The sequence below is a fragment of the Bacillus sp. CZDM1 genome, from assembly GCF_055502545.1.
The window spans coordinates 76,938-101,344 of sequence record NZ_JBUESO010000008.1 but is presented as its reverse complement, the minus strand read 5'-3'; the positions used below and the strand labels follow the sequence as shown (position 1 = coordinate 101,344).

Genomic DNA, 24,407 nt, shown 5'->3' with positions numbered 1-24,407 from the left:
GGGGGCTTTCAATGATCTAGAACATATTCTCTGGTTTAACCCACTCATCAAATTGCTGTGGGGAAACATATCCTGTTTTGACAGCCGCTTCTCTTAACGTGCTATTTTCCTTATAGGCTAGCTTGGCAATCTCGGCGGCTTTTTCATAACCAATATAAGGATTTAACGCTGTAACCAGCATTAATGATCGCTCTACATGCTTTTTGACCACTTCTTCGTTAACTTCAATACCAATCGCACATTTTTCATTAAAGGAACGGATGCTGTCCGTTAAAAGAGCGATCGATTGAATGAGATTGTAAATAATGACAGGCTTAAAAACATTTAATTCAAAATTCCCCTGGCTTGCAGAAAACCCGATGGTGGCATCATTCCCAAAAACCTGGCAGGCGACCATCGTTAACGCTTCGCTTTGGGTAGGATTTACCTTACCGGGCATAATGGAGCTTCCAGGCTCATTTGCCGGTATCGTTAACTCTCCTATCCCGCTGCGAGGCCCGCTTGCCAGCCACCTGACATCATTGGCAATTTTCATTAAATCTGCTGCTAGTGCCTTTAGGGCACCGTGCACAAAGACGATTTCATCATGACTCGTTAACGCATGAAATTTATTCGACGAAGTCTGAAAGGAGTAACCCGTCAATGTTGAGAGCTGTTCCGCCATTTTCTCCCCAAATTCAGGATGAGCGTTTATTCCCGTGCCAACTGCAGTTCCGCCAATAGCAAGGTTCAGTAAATACCTGCTTGAATCGGCAGCCATCTTTTCAGCCTTTTCAAGCATAACTCTCCAGCCGCTTATTTCTTGACCAAAAGTCAATGGCGTAGCATCCTGCAAATGAGTTCGGCCAATCTTCACCACATTTCTAAATGCCTTTTCCTTTTTTATTAAGGTAGCCTTTAGCTCCCCAATTACGGGAAGCAAATTCTCCGTTAATTTTATGTAGGCAGCAATATGCATGGCCGTCGGAAATGTATCATTCGAACTCTGCGACATATTGACGTCATCATTTGGATGAATCCGTTCTTTACTTCCTTGACTCATTAATAAATCATTAGCTCGATTTGCTATGACCTCATTCACATTCATATTGGTTTGGGTGCCGCTTCCGGTTTGCCAGACTGCAAGTGGAAAATGGCTGTTATATTTCCCGGCAAGGATTGGGTCGCAGGCAGCAGCAATTGCCTTCATTTTACTTTCAGTTAATTTTCCTAATTGATGATTGACAATTGCACCAGCTTTTTTAATTAAGGTTAACGCATAAACTACTTCAATCGGCATTTTTTCGGTACCTATATCGAAGTTGTTCAAGCTCCTCTGTGTTTGTGCACCCCAAAATTTATTAGCCGGAACCTGAACCTCACCAAGTGTATCTCTTTCTATTCTAAAGTTTTCCATAAATGATCACCTCACTATCATATATACCCAATAAATAGAAAAAAACTACAGACATTTGTCTGCAGTTTAATTTTTAACAACGATATATCCGATAAAATACGAAAGAATTAAGAGACTGCCAATAACATTAACAATTGAATAATCTGCCATCTAATCCACCCCTTTTTTATAGAAAAGCTTAAACACATTTAAGTTATCATAATAAAGGGAGTTTACATGTGATAAAAATAACAGGTTATCGGTATAAATGTGAAATTTACGTGAATCTTTACCCAGCCAACTCAGCGCTGCCTTTTTGAAGTTCATACAATTGATAATACTTTCCGTTTACTAACATCAATTCTTCATGTGTGCCGTGTTCGACAATCTTTCCGCGGTCTAGAACCAGAATTAGGTCAGCGTTGCGAATGGTGGATAATCTGTGCGCAATAATAAAGGTGGTTCTTCCTTTTTTCAAGACATCCATCGCCTCTTGAATAATGGCCTCTGTTTCGGTATCAATACTCGATGTAGCTTCATCAAGAATTAAGATTGCCGGGTTAAATGCAAGCGCTCTGGCAAAGGAGATTAACTGGCGCTGTCCGCTTGATAGGGTGCTTCCTTTTTCGATCACAGGTTCATCGTATCCATTTTCCAAGTTTTTAAAGACTTGGTCTGCCCCAACATCCTTTAAAGCCTTTTCCACCATTTCTCTTGTTATGGATGGCTCATTAAGACTTACATTTGAGGCAATCGTGCCAGTAAACAAGTATGGGTCCTGTAACACTATCCCCATATGATTTCGAATCGTTTGGCGAGCTATACTGACAATATCCTTACCATCAATTAGAATCTTCCCTTTTTGACAATCATAGAAACGGAAAAGCAGATTCATAATCGAGCTTTTTCCTGAACCAGTGTGTCCAACAAGCGCAACCGTCTGACCCTGTTTAGCTTCAAAGTGAATATCTTTAAGTACATATTCACCCTCTTTGTATCCAAAGTACACATGATCAAATTCTACATTGCCTTGAAATCTTTCGATTCGTTCAGTACTTACATTCTCTCCCTGTTCATCCATAAGCTTAAACACTCTTTCACCTGCAACGAGCGCTGACTCCAAATTGGCTAATTGATTGACAATCCCCTGTACGGGCTGAAAAAGACGATTAATGTAATCAACAAAAGCATAAAGCACACCGAGAGAAATGACAGAAGAAGGATTCAACGACTGACCCCCAAAGTACCAAATGAATGCAACAAAAACGAGATTTCTAAGTACCCCCACTAAATTGTGTGAAGTTAAAGCATTCAAGCTTAATAATTTATTTTGATACGTAAAATGTTCAGTATTAAGCTTTTCGAATTCCAATTCTGTCTCTTTTTCCCTTCGAAAGGCTTGAATAATACTCATACCGCCAATCGATTCATTAATAGTGGCATTGATATCACTTATTCGAGAACGAATAACATGATTATATTTTGAAGCAAACTTTCGATATAATAACATCCACCCATAAAGGATTGGCAAAAGTAATAAACAAATGGCTGCCAGCTTCACATCTAAGATAAATAGTGCCGCATATATTCCTGTGATATATATAGCACTGGTGAAAAATTGGGCTAATACAGTCACATATAATTCGCGTATTGCTTCAGTATCATTGGTAACCCTTGCAACCACTTTTCCTGCTGGAAGGTTATCAAAGTATTGAATTGGAAGCCGTTGGATTTGGCCGTATACATCCTCCCGCATTTTTTGTATGATTCGATTTGCTGACTTCTGCAGCAGAAACCGTTGTCCATACTGAAAAATAGCAGATATCACTAAAAGACAGAAATATATAATCAGCAGTTTCATAATCCCTGGAATTTCAAGTTGATAGAACGCCATTAACTCCCTAGTGGTAAGTTCCTTTGCGTCATATTCAACCTTCTCTGTTCCTTTTTGAAGGGTTATGACCCCATTTTCAAATGTTCTTTTCCCATCGAATTCAAGCTTATCTTCCACCATGACAAACTTTGCTCCAACCTGCAAAATTCTAATTTCTTTCCCCTGTTCTTCACCATTGGAGAAATTCTTTTCTTTCTTATAAAATTGCTCGTTATATTCAGCTGTGTTTTTTCCTTTTGTTGTTTCATACCAAATGGACTCGATGCCTAAAATGTGTTCATCGATAATATTTTTTGCAATGAATGGCCCTGCCAAATCAGTAGCTACAGAAATGCTCAGCATGAATAATGCAGCAATAATGATTTTTTTATAATTTAAGGCATACTGGGTTAATCGCCGGCCTGTACTCATGCCGTCACCTCCTCTTCAAGATTATTTTCAACTTGTTGTCGTAAATATTGTTCTTTATACCAGCCATCAGCAGCAAGCAGCTGTTCATGGGTCCCTTCTTCAATGATCCGGCCTTCATCAAGAACAAGGATTTGGTCTGCATATTGAACGGCTGACATTCTGTGAGTGGTGATAATAGTTGTTTTGTCATTTCTTATTTCACGAATATTGTCAATGATTCTCTTTTCTGTTTTTGCATCAACTGCAGACAAGGAATCATCAAGAATAAGAATTTCAGGATTTCTTATTAGCGCACGTGCGATTGAAATTCTTTGCTTTTGACCGCCAGAAAGTGCGACTCCTTTTTCACCCACAAGAGTTTCTAACCCTTCCGGGAGCAATTCTAAATCCTTTCTTAGTGCAGATAAGTCGATGGCTTTCTCCAATTCTTCTTCAGTTGCTTCACTGTTCCCAAAAAGAATATTTTCTTTTACACTTTTTGAAAAAAGGACATGGTCCTGAGGCACATAACCAATCCATTTACGAACTTGATTCAGTGTCTGCTCTTTAAGGTGAACACCTGAGATGGATAGTTCACCACTTCCAAGCGGATATTGTCTTAACAGCTGTTTGATAAATGTTGTTTTTCCACTTCCTGTTTTTCCAACAATACCTAATGTCTGCCCTTGAAGCAATTGTACAGAAATATTCGTTAAATTATCTTCCTTAGATGAAGGGTATCGAAACGTTACCTTTTCAAAATCAATTCGCTCTGGATTTTCGACCTTAATAGGCTGAGCAGGATTCTCTACGGTCTCTTGAAAGGAAAGAGTTTCATTTACCCGATCTAAGGATGCATTTCCTCGCTGCATGATATTAATTAATTCGCCTATCGCAAACATCGGCCAAATTAGCATCCCTAAATAGACATTAAAGGCAACAAGGTCACCTAAGGTAATAGCCTGATTAAAGACTAAGTAGGCACCATAACCAAGACCAATCATATAGCTTAATCCGACTAGTATTTTTACAGTTGGATCAAATAACGAGTCAATCCTTGCAACTTTGATATTTTTTTCGAAGACATCCTCTGTTAACTGGTGGAACCTTCTCCCATCTGCTTCTTCCTGAACATATGCACGAATAACTCTTACACCTGCAACAGATTCCAAAACGCGGTCATTTAACTCCCCGAACGCATCCTGTGCATCCATAAAGCGCTTATGAATTCTTTTCCCGTAAATTTGCATGATGTAAGCCATAATCGGAAGAGGCAGGATTGCTGCAATCGTTAGCTTCCAACTAATTAATAGCCCCATGGTAATGATAAGCGTAAGCATCCAGACACTTGAATCGACTAGCGTCAATATCCCAAACCCTGCGGTGATGGAAATTGCTTTTAGGTCATTTGTTGCTCTCGCCATTAAATCGCCCGTTCGATTTTTCTCATAAAAGGTTGGAGACATTTTTAATAAATGTTTCATAAAACTCGATCTTAACTTTCTTTCTACAAGAAAGGCACCGCCGAATAATTTATACATCCAAACGTATGTGATTCCATATGAGAAAACCATTATGATAGAAAGATAACCAACATACTTTACTATTTTTCCATTACTCATTTCGCCAACCTGGATATCATCAATAGCCATTCCAATCAATTTTGGCGGCACCACATCTAAGATCCCAACTAGAATTAATAAGGAAATGGCAATGACATAACGCTTCCAATATTCTTTAAAAAACCAACTTAATTTCTTTAAAACCGAAAACATACTGATTCCCCCCTATGCAAAAAGAAAAAGGCATACCGCAAAAGTGCAGTATGCCTCAAAACTAAAAAAAGAGACAAAAAAACACACGTTACGTACGATAAAGAACGCCACCTGTGTTTTGATTATCATCTAATTAAAATATGGATTCATTAAAAAGAGATCATAATGGACCAGGTTACATTCAAGTATTCAGTTGCTGATAAAGTGCTGTGTAATACAATCATTTCGTAACCCTCCATTTCCTTTTTTTTCATCCTTTGTTAGATTATCACCAGTTCATTTAAATGTCAATTCCCATTTTTCGGAATTTTCCTATTTTATTAATCAGCCCTTTTTCGAAATATCTTACGAATAAATACTAAGTAAAAAAGGGTTGGCATTGGAGCTTGAATGAGACCGACGATACCCCAAAACCAATAGTTGTGATTTCGTTTCCTAGCATCTAAGAATAAATAGATACTTTGGAGTAAAAGAATAGCAGCAACAATAACGATAAGAGTTGGTGAGTAATCATTACTCATTGATTTTTCACCTTCCCACTAAACCTAGAAATTGTATAGTATGCAATAAATACCGGAGTAATGATTTGAATGAAAATAAATACTACTGGCATCTGATAAAAAGAAACAATGATTCCACTTAAGATAAATAAGGCGATTATCAGAAATAAGGATAGTTCTTTCCTTAATTTTTTTCTGTTATTTTCTTTCTCAGTTCGTACCATGCTTTCAAACCACTGGAGATCCGGAGTATAGACAGGGAATTGATCAACCTTGCTCAACCCTTCTTGCATTTTGTGAATAGCATCCAAGTCATGTTTATTTTGTTGTTCGTTGTCGAGGATGACGACCTTCTGTTTCTTCACCTAGTTTCAGCTCCCTTCTTACCGCCAAAATTCCATTATGAACTCTTGATTTCACCGTTCCAGAGGATATTTTCATCCATGCACCAATTTCATCATAGGAGTAACCATAATAATGCTTCAGTACAATGGGAACCCGAACGTCTACAGGTAATTTACCTAATGCCTCCAGCGCATCGTTCCATTCCTCATTCCGGCTTTCAAAATGCCATTTCAGCTTTCGATAAACTTCTTCTTGTCCTTTCCATTGGTTTTCTCTTTTTTGTTTTCTGCATTGGTCAATATAAGCATTGGTAGCAATGGAAATCAGCCAAGTGGAAAATTTGCTTTGACCATTATAGAGATGAATTTTTTGAATACATTTTGCCATTGTTTCTTGTGCAAGTTCCTCTGCAATATCTGGATTCATTGTAATTTTCATTAAGTACTTTACAAGGAACGGATAATTTTCTTTAAACAACATGGCAAATGCAAGATGATCCCCTTCTTTTGCACTTTTTATTAACGGATCCATCACACTTGTCCTCTCTTTCCCCCATCTATCCCTCTTTTTCTGTTTATGTATAAGACGGTAAAGTATTAATTTCGTTCATATTTTATAATATTTTTATTGAATATATAAATTTCTAACACAAAAGGCACGAATAATTTCGTGCCTTACGCATTAGTGATTCATATTAGGGCCAATTTTTTTCCAGCGCTTTTCCCACTTTGCCTTTTGTTTCCTCCACTTTTCTTCCCATCTCCTTGCACCTTTATTAAAATGCTCTTCAATTGTATCTAGGTTCATTTCTATTTCTTCCTCTTGCTTCTTTTGAATCAATCCATCGATGAGTGGGACATCAAAGCTGGTTGAAGGCGTGCCTTTTAATGCCTCCTTCATGACTTCACGAAATACAATGGCTGCACCCGCGCTGCTTGTAGTTTTCAAGTAGTGTTTTTCATCTGTTTTATCGTAGCCAACCCAGACCGCTCCAACTAATTGTGGAGTATAACCTACAAACCATTGATCCTTGACACCTTTAACTCCTTCAATTGGTACTTGCGTTGAGCCTGTTTTCCCAGCAATTTCTCTACCAGGGATTTGAGCGTTTTTTCCAGACCCGTGGTCAACAACGCCAAGCAGCATTGTGTTTATGTCCTCTGATACAGCTTTTGTAGTGACTCTTTCCTTTTTTTCCTTCCATTCAGCTACTGTATTCCCTTCTGCATCCACAATTTTTTTAATAACATGGGCTTTCATACGGACTCCATTATTCGGGAAGGCAGAATAGGCCTCAGCCATTATCAACGGAGATACTCCTTCTTCTACTCCTCCAAGTGCAAGTGATAGATTGCGGTCACCCTTTTCTAGTGGTATTCCAAAACGTTCCGCCGAATCTAATCCCTTTTCAATCCCAATTTCGTTCAATAACCAGACAGCTGAAACATTTTTTGACTCCTTTACTGCTTCATACATTGGAACTTCCCCAGCATATTCATAATTGTAATTACTTGGTTCATACTCACCAAAGCTCATCGGTTCATCCATTAACATATCGGTTATTTTCCAGCCATTTTCGAGTGCAGGAGTATAGACTGCAAGCGGTTTAATGGATGAACCTGGCTGTGCCTTTAACCCCGTTGCTCGATTATATCCTCTAAAAGTGTGCTCTCCGCGGCCACCTACAATGGCTCGGATTCCACCTGTTTTGGGATCAATTAATATTCCGCCGCTTTGGACCATTTGGTCAGTACCTTTTGGGAATAACTCATCTTTTTGATAGGTTTTCTCCATAGCATTCTGCATAGTAGAATCAAGCTCAGTGTAAATCTGATATCCGCCAGTTAATAATTCATCCTGTGATAAATGATATACATTAATCGCCTCTTCAAAGACTTGGTCAACATAGTGAGGATACTTCCCTCGGAACGGGTCTCCTCCTTTATCATTTAATATTACTTTTTCATTCATGGCTTGTTCATACTGCTGATTCGTTATATATCCTTGCTTCTTCATTTGTGCTAAAACAAGATTTCTCCTTTGTGTTGCTTTTTCTAAGTGGTGATAGGGATTTAAAGCAGAAGGTGCTTTAATCAAGCCTGCCAGCAATGCCGATTCGCTAATGGACAGATCCTTGACATCTTTTCCAAAGTAATTTCGTGCTGCATGCTTTATCCCCCAAGCACCATCACCAAAATATATCTGATTTAAATACATTTGAAGGATTTCCTGTTTGCTGTATTGTCGCTCAATTTGCATGGCAAGGAATACCTCATCTACTTTTCTCTTTAACGTTTTTTGAGAGGTAAGCAGTGTGTTTTTCGTTAATTGCTGGGTAATGGTACTGCCGCCTTCTACCATACCACGAGCTTTGATATCCCTTATCAGTGCTCTTGTAATACCAATATAATCGACGCCATGATGCTCGTAGAATCGGTGGTCCTCTATGGCAATGACGGCATTCTTCAAAGAGTCAGGTACCTGATTGATAGGGACACCTTCATTTTTATTTGCTGAAACTTTACTTGCAACCTCTCCATTCAAATCATAAAATACAGTTGCCTGGGGAAGCTCATTCCTTAGTGAAGAAATATCCGCATCCATTGAATATGCATATACGATACCTAAAAAGCCTAAAACTAAAAGCGAAAACGAGAGAACCATTAGTTGGTTCATATGCCATCGCTTCCAATTATTCACTACCTTTTTCATGGTTCCTCCTTATAAATATAAGCACAAATGAAGGTCATCATTTTCTTTTTCCCAAGAAAGGGTAAAATTATCCAAAAAAAAGCATTCGAAAAAAATTCGAATGCTTTTCTTTAATCGTTCTTTGTTAATTCTTTAAATCGTATTTTTGATTGTTTTTCATCAAAGCTGCTGTATACCCGATAATGTTTGTCATCCAATATTCGGAAATGCTTGCTAAGAATATTCTGTTGAAGGATGAATCCGTTTTTCCTTGAGACCTCACGCCACCAAATTCGGCCTCCAAACGTTTTCATTTTCCGATAATCAATGCCTTCGCGAGCAACAGTCTCCAAAACTTCAAGCGGTTCATTTCCAAATAGAAATTGGACCGTTTCTGTCTCCCTGAATAAAGCACATACAGTAACAACAGTAGACCAGCCTGCAAGGACCCTTCCTTTTTCGACCTGTACTAGGGTTTTCTTTGACACTCCAATGATTTCCGCCATTTTATCCTGGGTATAGCCTGCTTCTGTACGAATCAATCGCAATTTATCTGAAACTAGCATAATGATTTCTTCCCTATTCATGCTAAGACCTTCTTTCAAAAACCTACTAGTGTAATTTTACACAAGTTGCCTTATTTTTAAAAGAAAAAACTGCTATCGTTTAAATGATAGCAGTTTTAGCGTTTTATTTAGAAGGAATCCCACATTGACTTTGAGTAGAACAGGACTTTTCAAGATCACATGCTGCACATTTTCCTTTTTTTGATTTATTAATAAACTTCACTAATGCCCATGCCGCATAACCAAAAATTGCAGCGCCTATTATGAAACTACCTATATTTGCTATCATACGGAACACCTACCTAATTAGACTAATCCAAACAGTTTACCGCCTTGATAAATGACCAAACACAAAACATATGCAATAAATAGTGCGTAAAGGATAGAAAATGCAGTCCATTTCTTTGAACCTGTTTCTTTATAAATGGTTGCAGCAGTGGCTAAACATGGTATATATAATAGTATAAAAACCATAAAGCTATAGGCAGCCAGCGGTGTGTAAAAATCACTCAATAAACCTTGCAGACTCGCGTTTTCTGGAACAAAGTAAATAATATTCATGGTTGAAATAATTGCTTCTTTTGCTAAGAATCCTGTTATTAAAGATGCGGCAGCCTGCCAAGTACCAAATCCTATTGGCTCTAAAACATGAGCAAACAAATTACCTATTGCAGCTAAAAAGCTGTCATCCATATCCACTTTTAATCCATTCGGGCCTGAATATGATAATAGCCAAATGAAAACGGAGCCTGCAAAGATAAACGTTCCTGCCTTTCTAACAAAACCTTTGCCCTTATCCCAGGTACTTCTCCAAAGCGATTGAACTTGAGGAAGACGATATGGCGGCAGCTCTATAACGAATAAAGATATTTCTGATTTTAATAATGTTTTAGTAAATATTTTTGCTAGTAGTAACGCGACAACGATTCCTAGAACATAAAGACTTAATACCACTAGTGCTTTATGACCCACAAAAAATGCTCCAACAAATAACGCATAAACCGGTAAGCGTGCTGAGCATGACATTAGTGGTGTCAATAATATGGTCATTAGTCTCTCTCTTGGTGTTTCTATCGTTCTTGCAGCCATAATTCCAGGAACATTACAGCCAAATCCAATCATCATTGGAATAAATGCCTTTCCATTTAGTCCAACAGACTCCATAATCCGGTCCATTACGAGGGCAACCCTAGCCATGTACCCAGAATCCTCTAACAGGGAAATAAAAAAGAAGAGAATAAATATCTGTGGAACAAATACCAGTACCCCGCCGACACCAGCAATCAGTCCTTCAATAATCAATGCATGGATAAAGTCTGAAGCATGAATAACACCAAGGAATTTTTCGAAGCCTGTGGTCACTGGTCCTGTTAATATCCCGTCCAAAATATCAGATAATGGAGTACCCAGCCAATCAAAGGTCAGCATAAACATCAAATACATACATATTAGGAAGATTGGCATTCCTAAATAGCGATTGGTTACGATGGCGTCAATTCTTTCAGACAAAGGTACAATGGTACTCCCCTTTTGAACAGATGCCTCTACTATTTTTTCTATAACTTCTTTTCTCTTCAGATAAATATAGTTTGCCAGCGATTTAACATGACTCTTTTCTTGTTTTACGACTGATTCCAAATTTGAAACAAGTGATACTAGTATACTAGGTTCTACAAGGTCAGAAAGATAATGATTTACGTATTCATTCCCCTCAAATAGTTGTATGGCGAGCCATCTCGGTGAATGCTCTGTTTTTCCTATTAGCTCCATACTTAATTTGGTTATACCGTCCTCGATTGCTTTTCCATAGTAAACATGTTTTTTTACCTTTGAATGATCTGTACTTGTTGAGATAACTTCTATTAAAGTGTCGCAGCCTTTACCACTTCTTGCCACAACAGGTACAACGGGTACACCTAAAATCTGGGATAACTTATCTGTATCTATATTAATGCCGCGATTATTCGCGACGTCAATCATATTCAAACCAATCAAGGCAGGTTTCTCATATTCGAGAAGCTGCAAGGTCAAATGCAAATTTCGTTCTAATTGAGAAGCATCGAGAATATTTAACAGTCTATCAACTTGTTCCTCTAGAAAGTAAGTGGTAACGACTCCTTCATCCTCTGATAATGGATTCAAGGAATATATTCCAGGCAAATCAATTAATTTTCCTATATGATTCTTGAAAACCCCGACTTTCTTTTCAACTGTAACACCGCTCCAGTTGCCCACATACTCATAGGATCCTGTAAGATTATTAAACAATGAGGTTTTACCTGTATTTGGGTTTCCAATAAGGGCAATTTCCATTACACTCTCTCCACTTCTATTAAACACGCTTCTTTGCGACGGAGTCCTACACACTGTCCACAAGACTCAATCATGACTGGCCCGCCAAAAGGCATAACACATTTTACACAAACTTCAGATCCTTCTGTTATTCCAAGGTCCAATAACCTTCTTTGGACTAGGCGTCCAACCTTTGAAATATTAATTATTTTCCCTTTTTCTCCTATTTTAAAAGAACCGAACATCCTTATCACCCTATCGTATTTTAATTGAGAATGATTATCTTTATTTATAACCTCATTTTACCATTGAAAAACAGATCATTCTGTGACAAAAATTTGAAAAAAAATAGAAAAGTCACAGACTTTTCTATTTTTCAACTTATATCATTTTTTTGGGTGCTGCACTAATGACAAGGATTACAAGGACTGCGCTTACGATAAAGCTTGGAAGCATATATGTTCCATTGTAAACAAAGGAATAAACAGCAACTGGCTGACCAGCAGGTGCATATTCACCAAAGAATACGATACCCGAATACACATGAGCAAGATAACGCAAGGCACTTCCTAAAAACGTTCCTAAAAGAACAAATGTAACCCAATTTCTTGTATTATTCTTAAGAGAAGTCTTCACCTGTGAAGCAAAAATTCCAGCTAAACCAACCACTGAAAAAGCAATTCCATAATCAATAATTCCTTGAAGAAGGGTATAAATTTGAGAAAAGCCAAGGATGAATTGAAGTAAACCCAATAAAAATCCGGACAAGATTCCTCCTTTTATTCCCCAACGAAATGACATTAGGAAAATCGGAATCATCGCGATTGAAATCGAACCTCCTTGTGGCCATATCTTTAATGACAATAGCCCCGAAACAAGATCCAATAAATAAGCAAGTGCAGAAAACACGGCCACTTCAACTAAAAATAATGTGTTATTTCGTTTTTTTCCCATACATGTTCCCCCTATAGTTTGTAAATTGGAGAACGTTCGACAGGTATAACTCCTAAGAATTAATATGGCGCCTTAAAAACAAAAAAACAATGCAGGACAGTTAGGATTGTCTGCATTGTTAGCTTTTAATAGTTGGCAAACCACATCCCTACGCTAGCGTTAACTAACAGGTTCGTAGGGTCAGAACTCGAACGTTCACTCTCAGCCGCCATAAGCAGCTCCCCCTGTGGAAATATTTAATTGATTTCATAAACGAATATACTATTTTTATAGAACTTTTACAAGGAAAAACTTCCATACATGGTATAATAATAAATAACTAGTCAGTTTGACATGTCCTAGGAGGAAAACTGTGATGTTATCTGAAGTACAAACGGAATTAATAGCCTTTTTTGATGAGAATAAAGAAAGTTTAGTACGTGAGTGGGAAAAGTCAATTGTCATTTCTAACGGGGATCCCTATAAAGAAAAAATACGTGAAAATGGAATTGCTTTATTTAATGTTATCCTAACTATGCATACAATGAGTGAGGAAGAGCTATTAGAGATTATCAAAAAATATGCTCTTGAAATTTCTGAGGAAAGAGCTCTTGCGAATATTAATATTGGTGACTTTGTTTATAATGTTAATCTTGGCAGAAGTGTGTTCTACAGTTATCTACACAGGGCTGGTCTTCAGTGGGAAGACCTTCAGGAATCGATTAATAAGATAAATTATACTTTTGATAAATTTCTATATTATGCGGTTACACACTATACAGAAGCTAAAAACAAAATCATTGAAGAAAAAACAATGTTTATTGATTCAACTCATCAGGACCGATTAACACTTCTTGGCCAAATGACATCTAGTTTTATTCATGAATTTCGAAACCCTCTAACATCGATTCAAGGGTTTGTTCAGCTGCTTAAGGCTGACCATCCTAATATGAAATATTTAGAGATTATTTCCAGTGAGTTAGAACAGTTGAATTTCCGGATTTCGCAATTTTTACTTCTATCTAAAAAAGAACTAATTGGAAAAGAAAAAGAACAGTTTCATCTAAATAAATTGATTGATGAAGTCTTAAATTTCTTATATCCCAGTATTTTAGATGGTAAAGTAAAAATAAAGAAAGAAATCGTCGATGAGATCACACTTTATGGATATGCGGATGAAATGCGGCAAGTACTCATCAATATTATATTTAATGCGATTGACGTGTTAAATCATCACAGAATCTCTAATCCAATTATTGAGATTAAAAGTCATATAGAGAATCATACACATGTTATTTTCTCCATTTCCAATAATGGTCCAATGATTCCTTCAGAATTAAGTAAAACAATATTCGAGCCATTCTTTACAACCAAAAAACTCGGTACTGGTCTTGGGCTTTTCGTTTGTAAAGAAATCATTGAAAAACATAAGGGTGATTTAACCTGTATTTCAACTCCAGAATTAACTGTTTTTACACTTAAATTACCTCTTGCTGCGTCTCCTATGTAGGAGACGTTTATTTCTAATTATTTTTTGAAAATTTATAATTTTACAATTCATATAGACAAGACTTTTTTCATAAAATGTTGATACCAACTAATATACTAACTAGAACGTTTGACTGTACAGTTGTAATTTACTATAATTGTTTGTAAATTTAGTTACCGAGGTGATTTGATGGGGCTGTCTATCGTATCGGTGAATTAGCAGAAATTGCAATGGTTTCCAAACGAACAATTGATTATTATACATCAATTGGTTTATTAAGCGCAGAACGTTCGAAATCTAATTACCGAATTTATTCTGATGATTCCTTAAGGGATTTAAAGTTTATTGAAGAGTGTAAGAATTTACACTATCCGCTTGAAGAGATTAAAAGAAAACTAGATAGGAAGAAAGAAAAAAAAATTCGTGATTCAGAAGTGGAGAAGCATGTAGATGCAGTAACACAGCAAATGCAGCAGTTACAAAATGATTTAGTTGACCTAATCCCAGTTGTTGAAAAATTAGATGACCTGCAGAAAGAGAAATTCACAACAAATCTAATGTTGCTAAAATCAGTCTTGATGAAATCCCTTTTGAATGTAACGAGTTAATTTTTTTAAATTACTAGGAGGTGACTCCTTAACTCGTATTTAACGAGCTAAGGGAACTTATTTGGACATATTTAACTTGGTTATAATAGCCATTTTAATTGCTTTAACTGCCTTTTTTGTAACTTCAGAGTTTGCTATTGTCAAGATTCGAAGTTCAAGAATTGATCAGTTAATTGAAGAAGGTAATTCGAGTGCTATTTCAGCAAAAAAAGTAATTTCAAACCTGGATGAATATCTTTCAGCCTGTCAGTTAGGAATTACCATTACTGCCCTGGCTTTAGGTTGGATTGGGGAATCAACGATTGAGCATTTACTCGCTCCCCTTTTTAATGGGCTGGAGATCCCTGAAGGTGTTTCCCACATCTTATCGATTGGGATTGCCTTCGCGACAATTACATTTTTACATGTTGTCGTAGGAGAGCTTGCACCTAAAACACTGGCTATACAGAAAGCTGAAATGATTACTCTGCTTATGTCACGGCCTTTAATTCTCTTTTATAAAGTGATGTATCCCTTTATTTGGTTATTAAATGGGTCAGCACGGATCGTAACGAGCATTTTTGGTCTTAAGCCAGTCTCTGAAAGCGAAATGGCACATACAGAGGAAGAGCTTCGAATTATCCTTTCTGAAAGCTATAAAAGCGGCGAAATTAACCAATCTGAGTTTAAGTATGTAAATAAAATTTTTGAATTTGATAACCGGATTGCCAAAGAAATTATGGTTCCCCGGACGGAAATCGTTTCATTGTCGAAAGATGATACGTTAGATACTTTTCTCCAAGTAATTCGCGAGGAAAAATATACGAGATATCCGATTATTGATGGTGATAAAGACCATATCATTGGTCTAGTTAATATTAAAGAAATGGTGACAGATTTAATTAGTAAAGAAACCCTTTCAACTAAAACGCTGGAGCATTATACCCGCCCAATTATTAGAGTAATTGAAACGATTCCCATTCATGATTTACTCGTCAAAATGCAGAAAGATCGAATGCATATGGCTATATTAATGGATGAATATGGCGGAACATCGGGATTAGTTACAGTTGAAGATATTCTCGAGGAAATTGTTGGTGAAATCCGCGATGAATTTGATTCCGATGAAATACCTATGATACGTAAAATTAAGGAACATCACTATATTATCGACTCTAAGGTTTTAGTTACAGAAGTCAATGACTTGTTGGGAGTCGACATTGATGATGAAGATATAGACACTATTGGCGGCTGGATATTAACTGAAAATTATGAAGCAAAAGAAGGAGACTCCATCCATCACGAATCATATAGCTTTAAAATACTCGATATGGAGGAGCATCACATTAAGTATATTGAGGTAACAAAGAAAATCAATGAAGAGGAACCAAGCGAAAATAAAATTTCCTTACCACAAACAGAGGTACTCTCCTAAAAACAGACCCGAAAAAAAACAGGCCAATTTTGGTCTGTTTTTTTGTAATAAAATTGTAATATTACTTCTATAATCCAATCACCCCCCCCTTTGAAAACATATTCTAAACTAAAGGGGGGAGAAATTACGATGGAATTAATTTTCTTATTTTTAGCGTCTATACTTTCTGGCTTTGCCTTAATGAGCTTTGAGCCGGTATCATTTTTAAGTTTCTTAGGTCCAGTTTTTGATATCGTTGGCGCATTAGCAATCATTATCTTTTCTTCAGCACTACTATTTAAAGGTGTTAAATCACTATTTAAATAATTTTGTAAACGGTTACATTTTTTTATAAAATATCAAATGAAAAAAGGTCAGAATTTACTTCTGATCTTTTTTCATTGTAATTATTTGTTTTTTAAGATTATGATATCTTCTTCTGCTCGGGCTAATTTAATGAGGTGTGAATCCAGACGTCGATTAATATATTGGATATCCTCACCTTTTCCTGAATGATTCTTTATTTCCTTTACTACAGTACTCTGTACTTCTTCAATACGCTGCAGGGATTCTTTTATATCTGATAAGTCAATCTGGTTAACCTCTACTCGATGCTCAATACTATCCATTTGTTCTAATCGAGAAAGTCTGTGCTCAATATTTTCTAAGGTTTTATTAAAAGTATGAATTAACGTTTTTATATCGGATATGTCCTCTGTCAATTTATCAAGTTTATGCTCCATCATAATAACTCCCTTTTCGTAGTAAGTATATTTTATCATCTTTAACAATTTAAATATGTTACAAATTCCAAAACAATACTGAACGATTTTTATTTTAGTATCCACCATTTAAAATGATTATTGCAGAAATATGAACGATTTATAAAATCAGCCTTCTAATAGGTATCCTCGTGAAAAATGTCACATGCAATTCTAATAAAAAGCCTTAATCTAATATCATAAGAAATGATAATAGTTCTTTTACATTTCCCGGGTTTTCAATCTTAGTTTTGGATATTACCATTTTGAAAAGGTTGGTGCATTTTATATGTTAATTTCAATTGATGAAAAAGCTGCAAAGTGGTTTACAAGTGAATTTGAGATCAATACCGTAAGAATGTTTCCGCGATACAGTGGTTTCGGTGAAAAAAACAAGGGCTTTAGCCTTGCATTTTCAGCAGAGGCACCAACAAATGTTGGCTTTACGAAAGAAATTAATGGGATTAACTTCTATGTTGAAGGAAATGATGTATGGTTCTTTGAGGATACTGAAACCTGTCTATCATTTAACGATGAAATGAATGAAATTCAAATAACTTTTAAGGAAACTATGGCGGTAAACTAGTTCTCCTCCAAAAAACAACTAAGGGCAGCCACCTTAACTGGCTGCCCTTATTCCTTTATTATTACTATTCCAATCAAAATAAATTGTATAATCAACTATACATTAAAATTGTTTGTAACCTTGCTAACTTTATAATTCTGAAAATTAGCAATAAATTGTTAACTATGGTGCAATAATATTTGATTGGCCTTATAATGAAAGCGCTAACCTAGTAAATATTTCCTATATCTTAAGCAGTAAAGCTTATTTAACCTATTATAGAAAGGGGTTAGACATCATGGAACATTCTAGGCCACAAGCAGTACTTTTTAATTTGACCTTCGATTTATCCATCATTTTGACCACCACCATCGCTGCCATTCTGGTCTTTTTCATTGCTTACCTTGCTACAAGAAACCTCACCGAAGGTATACCTAAAAAATGGCAAAACTTTATGGAATGGATCATGGACTTTGTTAGGGATATCATGAATAATTCAATGGGACCAAACAATAATTTATTTATTTTGTCCACTGGGGTATCTCTTTTAATGTATTTGTTTATTGCCAATCTTTTAGGCGTCCCCTTTTCAATCATAACCATTGAAGAACACCCTGTTTCATGGTGGCGCTCCCCGACCGCAGATGCTCATGTTACCATGACATTAGCCATCATGATCATTGCCTACACACATTTCATTGACATTCGTCTACATGGATTTAAACATTATTTGCGCAGCTTTTTCAAACCCTTTAAAGCCTTGTTTGCCATTAATATCCTGGAACAATTTGCTACAACTTTAACCTTAGGGCTAAGATTATTTGGTAATATATATGCTGGGGAAGTAATGCTTGCTCTCCTTGCTGGTGCTGTAACCCATGGATTCGCAGTCGCTTCACTAGCTGCTATTCCCCTCCTCATTTGGCAGGCATTTTGTGTCTTCATCGGTGCTATTCAGGCTTACATATTTGTAACACTTACAATGGTTTATATTGCTCACCGCTTAACATAAAAAGAAAATACGAAAAGCGGAAGTAAACAAATAAAATGAAAGGAGTTGAATTACTATGGGTGATATTACACTGTTTGGACTTCCCATCTCTTTTGGAACCATGATTTATCAAGCTCTTATTTTTACTGTTTTAGTCTTTATTTTAAAGAAACTTGTTTTCAAGAAGTTAGTTGAAGTCTTGGATAGTAGAAAACAACATATTGAAAATCAGCTTCAATTAACAGACCAATATAAGCAGGAAGCTGAGAAAAATTTGGAACTTAGTGCCGAAGTTCTTAATCAAGCTAGAAAAGACGCCAGGGAAATAATGAGGCATAGTGAACACGAAGCCAGATTAATGATTTTGGACGCTAAAGCACAGGCTAAAGAAATACTAATGGAAGTGAAAGAGAAATCATTCCGTTCCCAATCATTTGTGCATAAAGATAGTAAGGGGGCGTAAAATATGAGACACAAGTTTACCAAGTACTTAGGCAGAGTAACTGAGAATCTTGAATTGGGTTTTGAAGAAAAATTTATTTACGTTCATTACACAAAAGGAAAAACAGAAAAAACAGCTTGTATTTTAAAAAATAATGAAAAAACGAAAAGTGAATATTTAGAGTCCTTCTTCGAAGAAAACAAGGTGTCTGAAGAAATGAAAAAGGAGGTAAGAAAATTTCTTAACAATGAAAAAAACTTTAACGATCAACATTGGAACGAGTTTTCAAATTTTTTAATGAAAACCCTTTCACTCAATATGGTATTTGGATTAACAATCGCCTTAACGGTCTTCGGGTTTTATAAAATTGGATCTTTCTTAGATGCCCAATACGGTTTCCAACCGTGGTTAACCGTTATATTTACTTTTATTGGAATTGGAATTGGAGGACTTACAGGGTACGTAATGGTCCAAAAGTATTTTAAAACACCTGTAAAAGACACTTCTCAGAAAGATTATGACGTACAAAGAGAACAAAATGAAACTACTGACTATCCTATGATTGATGTTACCATTGATCAAGTTCGGAAAGCTGTGAGACAATTTTCTGATAACCTGCCAAAAGGTGTATACCGTACGATAATTATTCAGGAGGATAACAGTATCGATTTTAAACAGCTGGCCAATATTCTAGGCGGGCTTCCTTCCAAGAAGTATTATATGTCTAAAGAAACCTATGATCTTTTTGAAGAAAAAGACAAGAAAATTCCTGCTGAAATGGATATGGTACAAAAAGCAGTAGACTTGTTCGTAAAGGAGCGCAAGGAATACCCAATGCTGCGCTTTGATCCAAATCGAAGAGTTAACTATTACCAATTACTTCAAGAAAAATATTTGAAATCTGCACCCGAAACACAGTTTTATATCACGGAATTGGATGGGCTTATTACACATATTAAACCTGAAAAGAGAAAAATGGAAAACTCCTCTCATTAAGATAGGAGTTTTTTTTTGCTTTTTTTTGCGATATTGAGATAATAGCATTAGCAAGCATACTTTAGTAAAAAAATGAGGGATTCAAAGATGTCGAGAAAAAAGAATAAATCGAAGCACTTAGCGACGATTTCTCTAGCTGTAATGGGATTAGGTTTTGTCGCGACCTTCCCTTTTCAGGATTCCCTATGGGGAATAATCCTTCAAGGGGGATTTGAAGCAGGGTTGGTCGGAGGACTTGCCGATTGGTTTGCAGTTACTGCATTATTTCGTCACCCTCTTGGTATACCAATACCTCATACAGCACTTTTACCAAAAAATCGCAAAAGAATTATAGCTGCAATTATTTCAATGCTTGAAAATGATTGGCTCACGAAAGAAAGCATTAGAAAAAAAATATCGAGCATTTCATTTACCGAGAAACTATTTCATTTAGCACAGAATTCGTTAAGCGGACAGCCTGTGAGAAATGCTGTTGTTAACTTGATTCAACATTTACTTCATTCTATTGACAGTAAAAAGCTGGCACCCATCATCTCAGAAGAATTAAAATTAAAGCTTAAAGATTTAGACGTAAGTAACTACCTTCCCACAGCCATTGATCAACTGCTAAATAGGAAGTATGATGAAAAAGCACTCGATTTCATCCTAAAAGAAGTAGATGACTGGGCAAAAAAGGAAAGTACAAAAGAAAGACTTGGCAGGATGGCAGTGGATGCACTTGAAAATATCAAAGCAGATGGTTTTATGCAATTTGCACTTAAATCATTTACGAACATTGTAAATGAGGAAAAATTAGGGAATATTATTCAAGGTCTTATACAAAAAGGTGTAAAAAGCTTTAGTGACCCTTTTAATCCAAATAGGCAAACCTTACTTTTTCATATAAACACAAAACTACAAGATATTAAATCCGACGAAAATCTCGCTTTGGAATTAAACACCATAAAGGAACAAATGATTTCAGAATGGCAGTTAGAGGATAAAATCACGGAATTTGTTGAACAGTTAAAACAAAAAGCAAGTTCCCTTATCAAAGCACCTAACTTTTACGAATATCTCCTCCCTCTCTTATCCAAGGCACTTGAAAACCTGAAAGCAGATAATGAAAAAGTCGAGGCTATTGAGGCTTGGATTCAGGATCAAATTTCTATCTTTGTGGATAATAATCATGCGAAAATTGGAAAGCTTGTTGAGGAGAACTTAGAAAAATTGGATAATGAAACTCTCATTGACATGATAGAAAATAATGTTGGAAAGGACCTGCAATGGATCCGAGTAAACGGCGCCGTCTGCGGATTCCTAATCGGCCTAATCCTAGTAGGATTGAAATTGATTTTTTAAAAATGCAGACTGTATTAAAAGGTGAATATTAATTAGTTTAACTAAGTTGATTTGTGCGGAGGGCGCTTCAGCGCCGAAGAGGCTCCCCGGACCGCCCGCGGAAAGCGTAGCGCCCGGAGCCCAAATCAACGGACTAATTTATTATAAAAATTGGGCTATCTTGATCTTCAAGATAGCTTTTTTTTATAAAAATCACCTTTAATGCACAACCTATTAAGTAATAAATAACAAAGGAGCTTTTGTTATGAGAAAATATTTATTAACTCTTTTTGTCATCCTTTTAACCTTCAGCCCTCCATTTCATGAAATAGTTCTAGCGTCTAAACCATTTCCAGGACCTATCAGAGGTATCTATGTAAATGCTCCAAATACAAATAAACCTATATTTAACCAATTGCTTTCACTCGTTAACAGCACCGATTTAAACGCAATGGTCATTGATATTAAAGATGATCATGGGAATCTTACCTTCATCCCTTCAAAAAAATCACCCTATTACACAATAGGACGTCCATACATTCCAAATCCTTCTTCACTCATGAACACATTAAAAAAGAATAACATCTACCCAATCGCCAGAATTGTCGTCTTTAAGGACAATGTATTAGCAAATAAGAATTCAAATTTATCTTATAAAACCACTAATGGAATATGGAAAAATGCCCGGGGAGATTCCTTCACTAACCCCTTTCTTAAGGAAGTTTGGGATTATAATATCGGGATAGCTATGGAAGCAGTAAGAATTGGATTTAAAGAAATTCAATTTGATTATGTACGATTTCCTGAGAAGTTTGAAAAGGTAGAAAACCAACTTGTCTACGATAAATCGGCATTTAAAGGAAATAGGGTTGCAGCTGTAAGCCAGTTTGTAAGATACGCTAAAGAAAAACTCAAGCCCTATAATGTGAAGGTTTCAGTCGATGTCTTTGGAAATGCAACCGTCATTCATGAGGCAGCAGGAATTGGCCAGAATTTCACAAATATCGCTCAGAACGTTGATGTTATTTCTGCGATGATTTATCCAAGTCATTGGACCGCCATATTTGGTATTCAAAAGCCTGATTTACAGCCCTATCACCTCGTTGAGGGCTATGCTAAGGTTGAAAATGAACGATTAAAGAAGTTAAATAATCCCCCAATATCTCGGCCATGGCTGCAAGATTTTACTGCTTCTTGGCTTGGAAATGGTAATTATAAGGTCTATGGCAAGAAAGAAGTAGAAGATCAAATCCGAGCTTTACATACACAGGGAATCAATGAGTACTTGTTATGGAATGCAACCAATAACTATACGCCAAACGTTGATTATACACCCTATTAATGTAAGTTCAATAATCAATAGATCGGGTGATTTATTTTCTCTATCAGCACTCAAAATAGTGAAGCTGCAGAAACATTTGCCTCTGCAGCTTAATTTTTTGGTTTCCAAAGTTGTTCAAAAATAATCACTAGAAATGTTCCTACTAATAAACCATTTTTACCTATATTTTGAAAGGTATATGGAAGACCGTTAAAGGTCTCATCGGGTAAAAACATGACTCCAATACCAAATAGTAAAGATATCCCAATAATAGTAATATTCCTGTCATTTAACGGCTGTTTTGTCAGTGAACGAATTGCTATTCCCAGCATCTCGATTAGTGTGGCTAGAAGTGCTGCGCTGGCTACTGGTAAAGGTAAGGTGGCCAACAACCCAACAATACTTGGAGACAATGAAATGATTACCATAATCCCACAAGCAAACAGAAAAGGAATAATACGATATTGTTTTGTTAATCTAACAAAACCGGCTGTAGCTGGCAATGGTACAACAGCAATTGTTGAGAATACTGCAGAAAAAAGATGAGAAACTCCCCCTATCCACGTTCCCCGAATAAGTTTTTCATGGAATTGTCCTTTATTATTTGGAATTGATTCCTCTGCAGCAGAAATGGCAGCAAATGTATTAGAAACGAGTAAAAAGGTGAATAAAATAGCTGTAACCAATACACCGCCAGTTATTTTTGGAAAACCCCATGGGAAAATTTCCGGGAGCTCAATAAAATCAGTATAAATTGAAATGCTAAGATGACCTTTTCCAAAAACAATAAATGTAATCCACCCTGCTAAGATTCCTAATAAGATGGCATAGCTCTTTATCCAGCCTTTAGCTTTTGAAGAAAATATAATAATAATAAAAAAAACAATAATAGAGAGGAGAAAGCTGACCACATCCATCTGTCCGGTCCTGTTATCTATTGACACCATCCCTTTAATAAAGACTCCACTTAATTGGATGGCTAAAATAAACAGAAACGTGCCAGTTACAATTGGTGTAAAGAGAAACAATAAATGTTTAACCCATTTTGTTATCCCTAGTATAAATAATAATAATCCAGCAACGATTAAACCAGCCTCAAGTGTTTGTAATGTCTCGATCATGGTCATTCCTTGCTGCGTGCCAATACTTGCAAAAATAACAAAAATACTTACCCAAGAACCGGCTGGCCCATCTGCAATGGGAAATCGATGGCCGAATTTCGCCTGCATAAACGAACTAAGCCCGACGATAAAAAAAGTTCGCTGCATTAAGGCTGATATTTCAGATGCAGTAAGCTGAAATACATTTCCAATTACAATTGGAAGTGCAATAGAATTTGCCAGCAAATAGACAAACCATTGAAACCCACTTAAGTATTTGTTTTCTGTATTCATAGGGGATTTAGTAACCTTTCAAATTTCTAAAAGTGTCAAAGTTCGGATCATATATAGCAGTAAAAAAACAAAGCTTTAAAAAACTTTTAATATTTTATGGTTATCATGCCCAAAATAATACCAATTCAACTAGGCGATATGCACAATAACTTATGTTTAGCATGACTAAAGATACCTACAGGGTAAATATACCTCCTTTTTAATAAAAAGAATACTTTTAAGCATAGGAGTAGGTAATAATAGCATTCTACCCCTTATTCTATATACCATTTTAATTCTAGTTCCTATAATCGTCATTGTTTAACGGAACCAAAAAGACTTGAATTCATTTGAGCATGTTGTACAATTAATAGTAATGAAATGATA

24 protein-coding genes and 1 riboswitch are annotated in these 24,407 nt (G+C 36.3%); of the genes, 10 read left to right on the top strand and 14 right to left on the bottom strand.

Features of this window, described 5'->3' with window-relative positions; translation table 11 throughout:
- Positions 1 to 16: 16 nt before the first annotated feature.
- From fumC to thiT, 12 genes are all read right to left on the bottom strand, one after another.
- A complete protein-coding gene (gene fumC / locus ACY3XC_RS18515; RefSeq protein ID WP_464869854.1) occupies positions 17 to 1,396 on the bottom strand; it encodes a class II fumarate hydratase in 1,380 nt (459 codons plus the stop codon).
- A gap of 268 nt (positions 1,397 to 1,664) precedes the next feature.
- Positions 1,665 to 3,680 carry an ABC transporter ATP-binding protein gene (locus tag ACY3XC_RS18510; RefSeq protein WP_464869853.1) on the bottom strand — a complete coding sequence of 672 codons (2,016 nt, stop codon included), beginning with the start codon at positions 3,678 to 3,680 and terminating at the stop codon, positions 1,665 to 1,667.
- Positions 3,677 to 5,434: an ABC transporter ATP-binding protein gene (locus ACY3XC_RS18505; RefSeq protein WP_464869852.1), complete on the bottom strand. Its 1,758-nt coding sequence runs from the start codon at positions 5,432 to 5,434 to the stop codon at positions 3,677 to 3,679. Before ACY3XC_RS18505 ends, ACY3XC_RS18510 begins: the two co-directional genes overlap by 4 nt.
- Before the next feature lie 320 nt (positions 5,435 to 5,754).
- Positions 5,755 to 5,955, bottom strand: a complete 201-nt coding sequence (locus ACY3XC_RS18500) for a sigma-Y antisigma factor component (RefSeq protein WP_464869851.1) — start codon at positions 5,953 to 5,955, stop codon at positions 5,755 to 5,757.
- Positions 5,952 to 6,299 (bottom strand): YxlC family protein, encoded by a 348-nt coding sequence (locus tag ACY3XC_RS18495; protein ID WP_464869850.1) that lies wholly within the window; start codon positions 6,297 to 6,299, stop codon positions 5,952 to 5,954. Before ACY3XC_RS18495 ends, ACY3XC_RS18500 begins: the two co-directional genes overlap by 4 nt.
- Positions 6,253 to 6,810, bottom strand: a complete 558-nt coding sequence (sigY, locus tag ACY3XC_RS18490) for an RNA polymerase sigma factor SigY (protein WP_464870007.1) — start codon at positions 6,808 to 6,810, stop codon at positions 6,253 to 6,255. Before sigY ends, ACY3XC_RS18495 begins: the two co-directional genes overlap by 47 nt.
- Before the next feature lie 150 nt (positions 6,811 to 6,960).
- On the bottom strand, positions 6,961 to 8,991 hold the full coding sequence (locus ACY3XC_RS18485; protein ID WP_464869849.1) for a transglycosylase domain-containing protein: 2,031 nt from the start codon (positions 8,989 to 8,991) through the stop codon (positions 6,961 to 6,963).
- Positions 8,992 to 9,101: 110 nt separating this feature from the next.
- Positions 9,102 to 9,557, bottom strand: a complete 456-nt coding sequence (locus ACY3XC_RS18480; protein ID WP_179158225.1) for a helix-turn-helix transcriptional regulator — start codon at positions 9,555 to 9,557, stop codon at positions 9,102 to 9,104.
- A gap of 103 nt (positions 9,558 to 9,660) precedes the next feature.
- Positions 9,661 to 9,825 carry a FeoB-associated Cys-rich membrane protein gene (locus ACY3XC_RS18475; protein WP_464869848.1) on the bottom strand — a complete coding sequence of 55 codons (165 nt, stop codon included), beginning with the start codon at positions 9,823 to 9,825 and terminating at the stop codon, positions 9,661 to 9,663.
- Between the two features lie 17 nt (positions 9,826 to 9,842).
- Positions 9,843 to 11,849, bottom strand: a complete 2,007-nt coding sequence (feoB, locus tag ACY3XC_RS18470; RefSeq protein ID WP_464869847.1) for a ferrous iron transport protein B — start codon at positions 11,847 to 11,849, stop codon at positions 9,843 to 9,845.
- Positions 11,849 to 12,073, bottom strand: a complete 225-nt coding sequence (locus ACY3XC_RS18465) for a FeoA family protein (RefSeq protein ID WP_179158222.1) — start codon at positions 12,071 to 12,073, stop codon at positions 11,849 to 11,851. The genes feoB and ACY3XC_RS18465 overlap by 1 nt, the downstream gene beginning before the upstream one ends.
- Positions 12,074 to 12,209: 136 nt before the next feature.
- Complete coding sequence (thiT, locus tag ACY3XC_RS18460) at positions 12,210 to 12,782, bottom strand: energy-coupled thiamine transporter ThiT (RefSeq protein ID WP_464869846.1); 573 nt, start codon at positions 12,780 to 12,782, stop codon at positions 12,210 to 12,212.
- 128 nt (positions 12,783 to 12,910) lie between these two features.
- Positions 12,911 to 13,017: riboswitch (TPP riboswitch) on the bottom strand.
- Between the two features lie 120 nt (positions 13,018 to 13,137).
- Here thiT and ACY3XC_RS18455 point away from each other — a divergent pair.
- From ACY3XC_RS18455 to ACY3XC_RS18440, 4 genes are all read left to right on the top strand, one after another.
- Positions 13,138 to 14,271, top strand: a complete 1,134-nt coding sequence (locus tag ACY3XC_RS18455; protein WP_464869845.1) for a histidine kinase N-terminal domain-containing protein — start codon at positions 13,138 to 13,140, stop codon at positions 14,269 to 14,271.
- 209 nt (positions 14,272 to 14,480) lie between these two features.
- On the top strand, positions 14,481 to 14,858 hold the full coding sequence (locus ACY3XC_RS18450) for a MerR family transcriptional regulator (protein WP_218781139.1): 378 nt from the start codon (positions 14,481 to 14,483) through the stop codon (positions 14,856 to 14,858).
- 61 nt (positions 14,859 to 14,919) lie between these two features.
- Positions 14,920 to 16,272, top strand: a complete 1,353-nt coding sequence (locus ACY3XC_RS18445) for a hemolysin family protein (protein ID WP_179158219.1) — start codon at positions 14,920 to 14,922, stop codon at positions 16,270 to 16,272.
- Between the two features lie 129 nt (positions 16,273 to 16,401).
- Positions 16,402 to 16,578 (top strand): hypothetical protein, encoded by a 177-nt coding sequence (locus ACY3XC_RS18440; RefSeq protein WP_179158218.1) that lies wholly within the window; start codon positions 16,402 to 16,404, stop codon positions 16,576 to 16,578.
- A gap of 80 nt (positions 16,579 to 16,658) precedes the next feature.
- Here the strand turns inward: ACY3XC_RS18440 and ACY3XC_RS18435 are convergent, their stop codons facing one another.
- Entirely contained in the window at positions 16,659 to 16,997 is a 339-nt protein-coding gene (locus tag ACY3XC_RS18435) for a hypothetical protein (protein ID WP_464869844.1), read from the bottom strand.
- Positions 16,998 to 17,301: 304 nt separating this feature from the next.
- Between ACY3XC_RS18435 and ACY3XC_RS18430 the strand changes: the two genes are divergently transcribed.
- The 6 genes from ACY3XC_RS18430 to ACY3XC_RS18405 all read left to right on the top strand — a co-directional run bounded on the left by ACY3XC_RS18430 (position 17,302) and on the right by ACY3XC_RS18405 (position 22,668).
- A complete protein-coding gene (locus ACY3XC_RS18430; protein WP_179158217.1) occupies positions 17,302 to 17,598 on the top strand; it encodes a HesB/YadR/YfhF family protein in 297 nt (98 codons plus the stop codon).
- Positions 17,599 to 17,875: 277 nt separating this feature from the next.
- Positions 17,876 to 18,589 (top strand): F0F1 ATP synthase subunit A, encoded by a 714-nt coding sequence (atpB, locus tag ACY3XC_RS18425; RefSeq protein WP_464869843.1) that lies wholly within the window; start codon positions 17,876 to 17,878, stop codon positions 18,587 to 18,589.
- A gap of 55 nt (positions 18,590 to 18,644) precedes the next feature.
- Positions 18,645 to 19,031, top strand: coding sequence for an ATP synthase F0 subunit B (locus ACY3XC_RS18420; protein ID WP_179158215.1), 387 nt, complete (start codon positions 18,645 to 18,647; stop codon positions 19,029 to 19,031).
- A 3-nt stretch (positions 19,032 to 19,034) separates the two neighbouring features.
- Positions 19,035 to 20,006 carry an AtpZ/AtpI family protein gene (locus ACY3XC_RS18415; RefSeq protein ID WP_464869842.1) on the top strand — a complete coding sequence of 324 codons (972 nt, stop codon included), beginning with the start codon at positions 19,035 to 19,037 and terminating at the stop codon, positions 20,004 to 20,006.
- A gap of 87 nt (positions 20,007 to 20,093) precedes the next feature.
- Positions 20,094 to 21,347, top strand: coding sequence for a DUF445 domain-containing protein (locus ACY3XC_RS18410; protein ID WP_464869841.1), 1,254 nt, complete (start codon positions 20,094 to 20,096; stop codon positions 21,345 to 21,347).
- A 244-nt stretch (positions 21,348 to 21,591) separates the two neighbouring features.
- The gene (locus ACY3XC_RS18405) at positions 21,592 to 22,668 is read left to right on the top strand and encodes a putative glycoside hydrolase (protein WP_464869840.1); all 1,077 of its coding nucleotides are present in this window, start codon (positions 21,592 to 21,594) and stop codon (positions 22,666 to 22,668) included.
- Positions 22,669 to 22,757: 89 nt separating this feature from the next.
- Here the strand turns inward: ACY3XC_RS18405 and ACY3XC_RS18400 are convergent, their stop codons facing one another.
- The gene (locus ACY3XC_RS18400; RefSeq protein ID WP_464869839.1) at positions 22,758 to 24,041 is read right to left on the bottom strand and encodes a purine/pyrimidine permease; all 1,284 of its coding nucleotides are present in this window, start codon (positions 24,039 to 24,041) and stop codon (positions 22,758 to 22,760) included.
- Positions 24,042 to 24,407 lie beyond the last annotated feature (366 nt).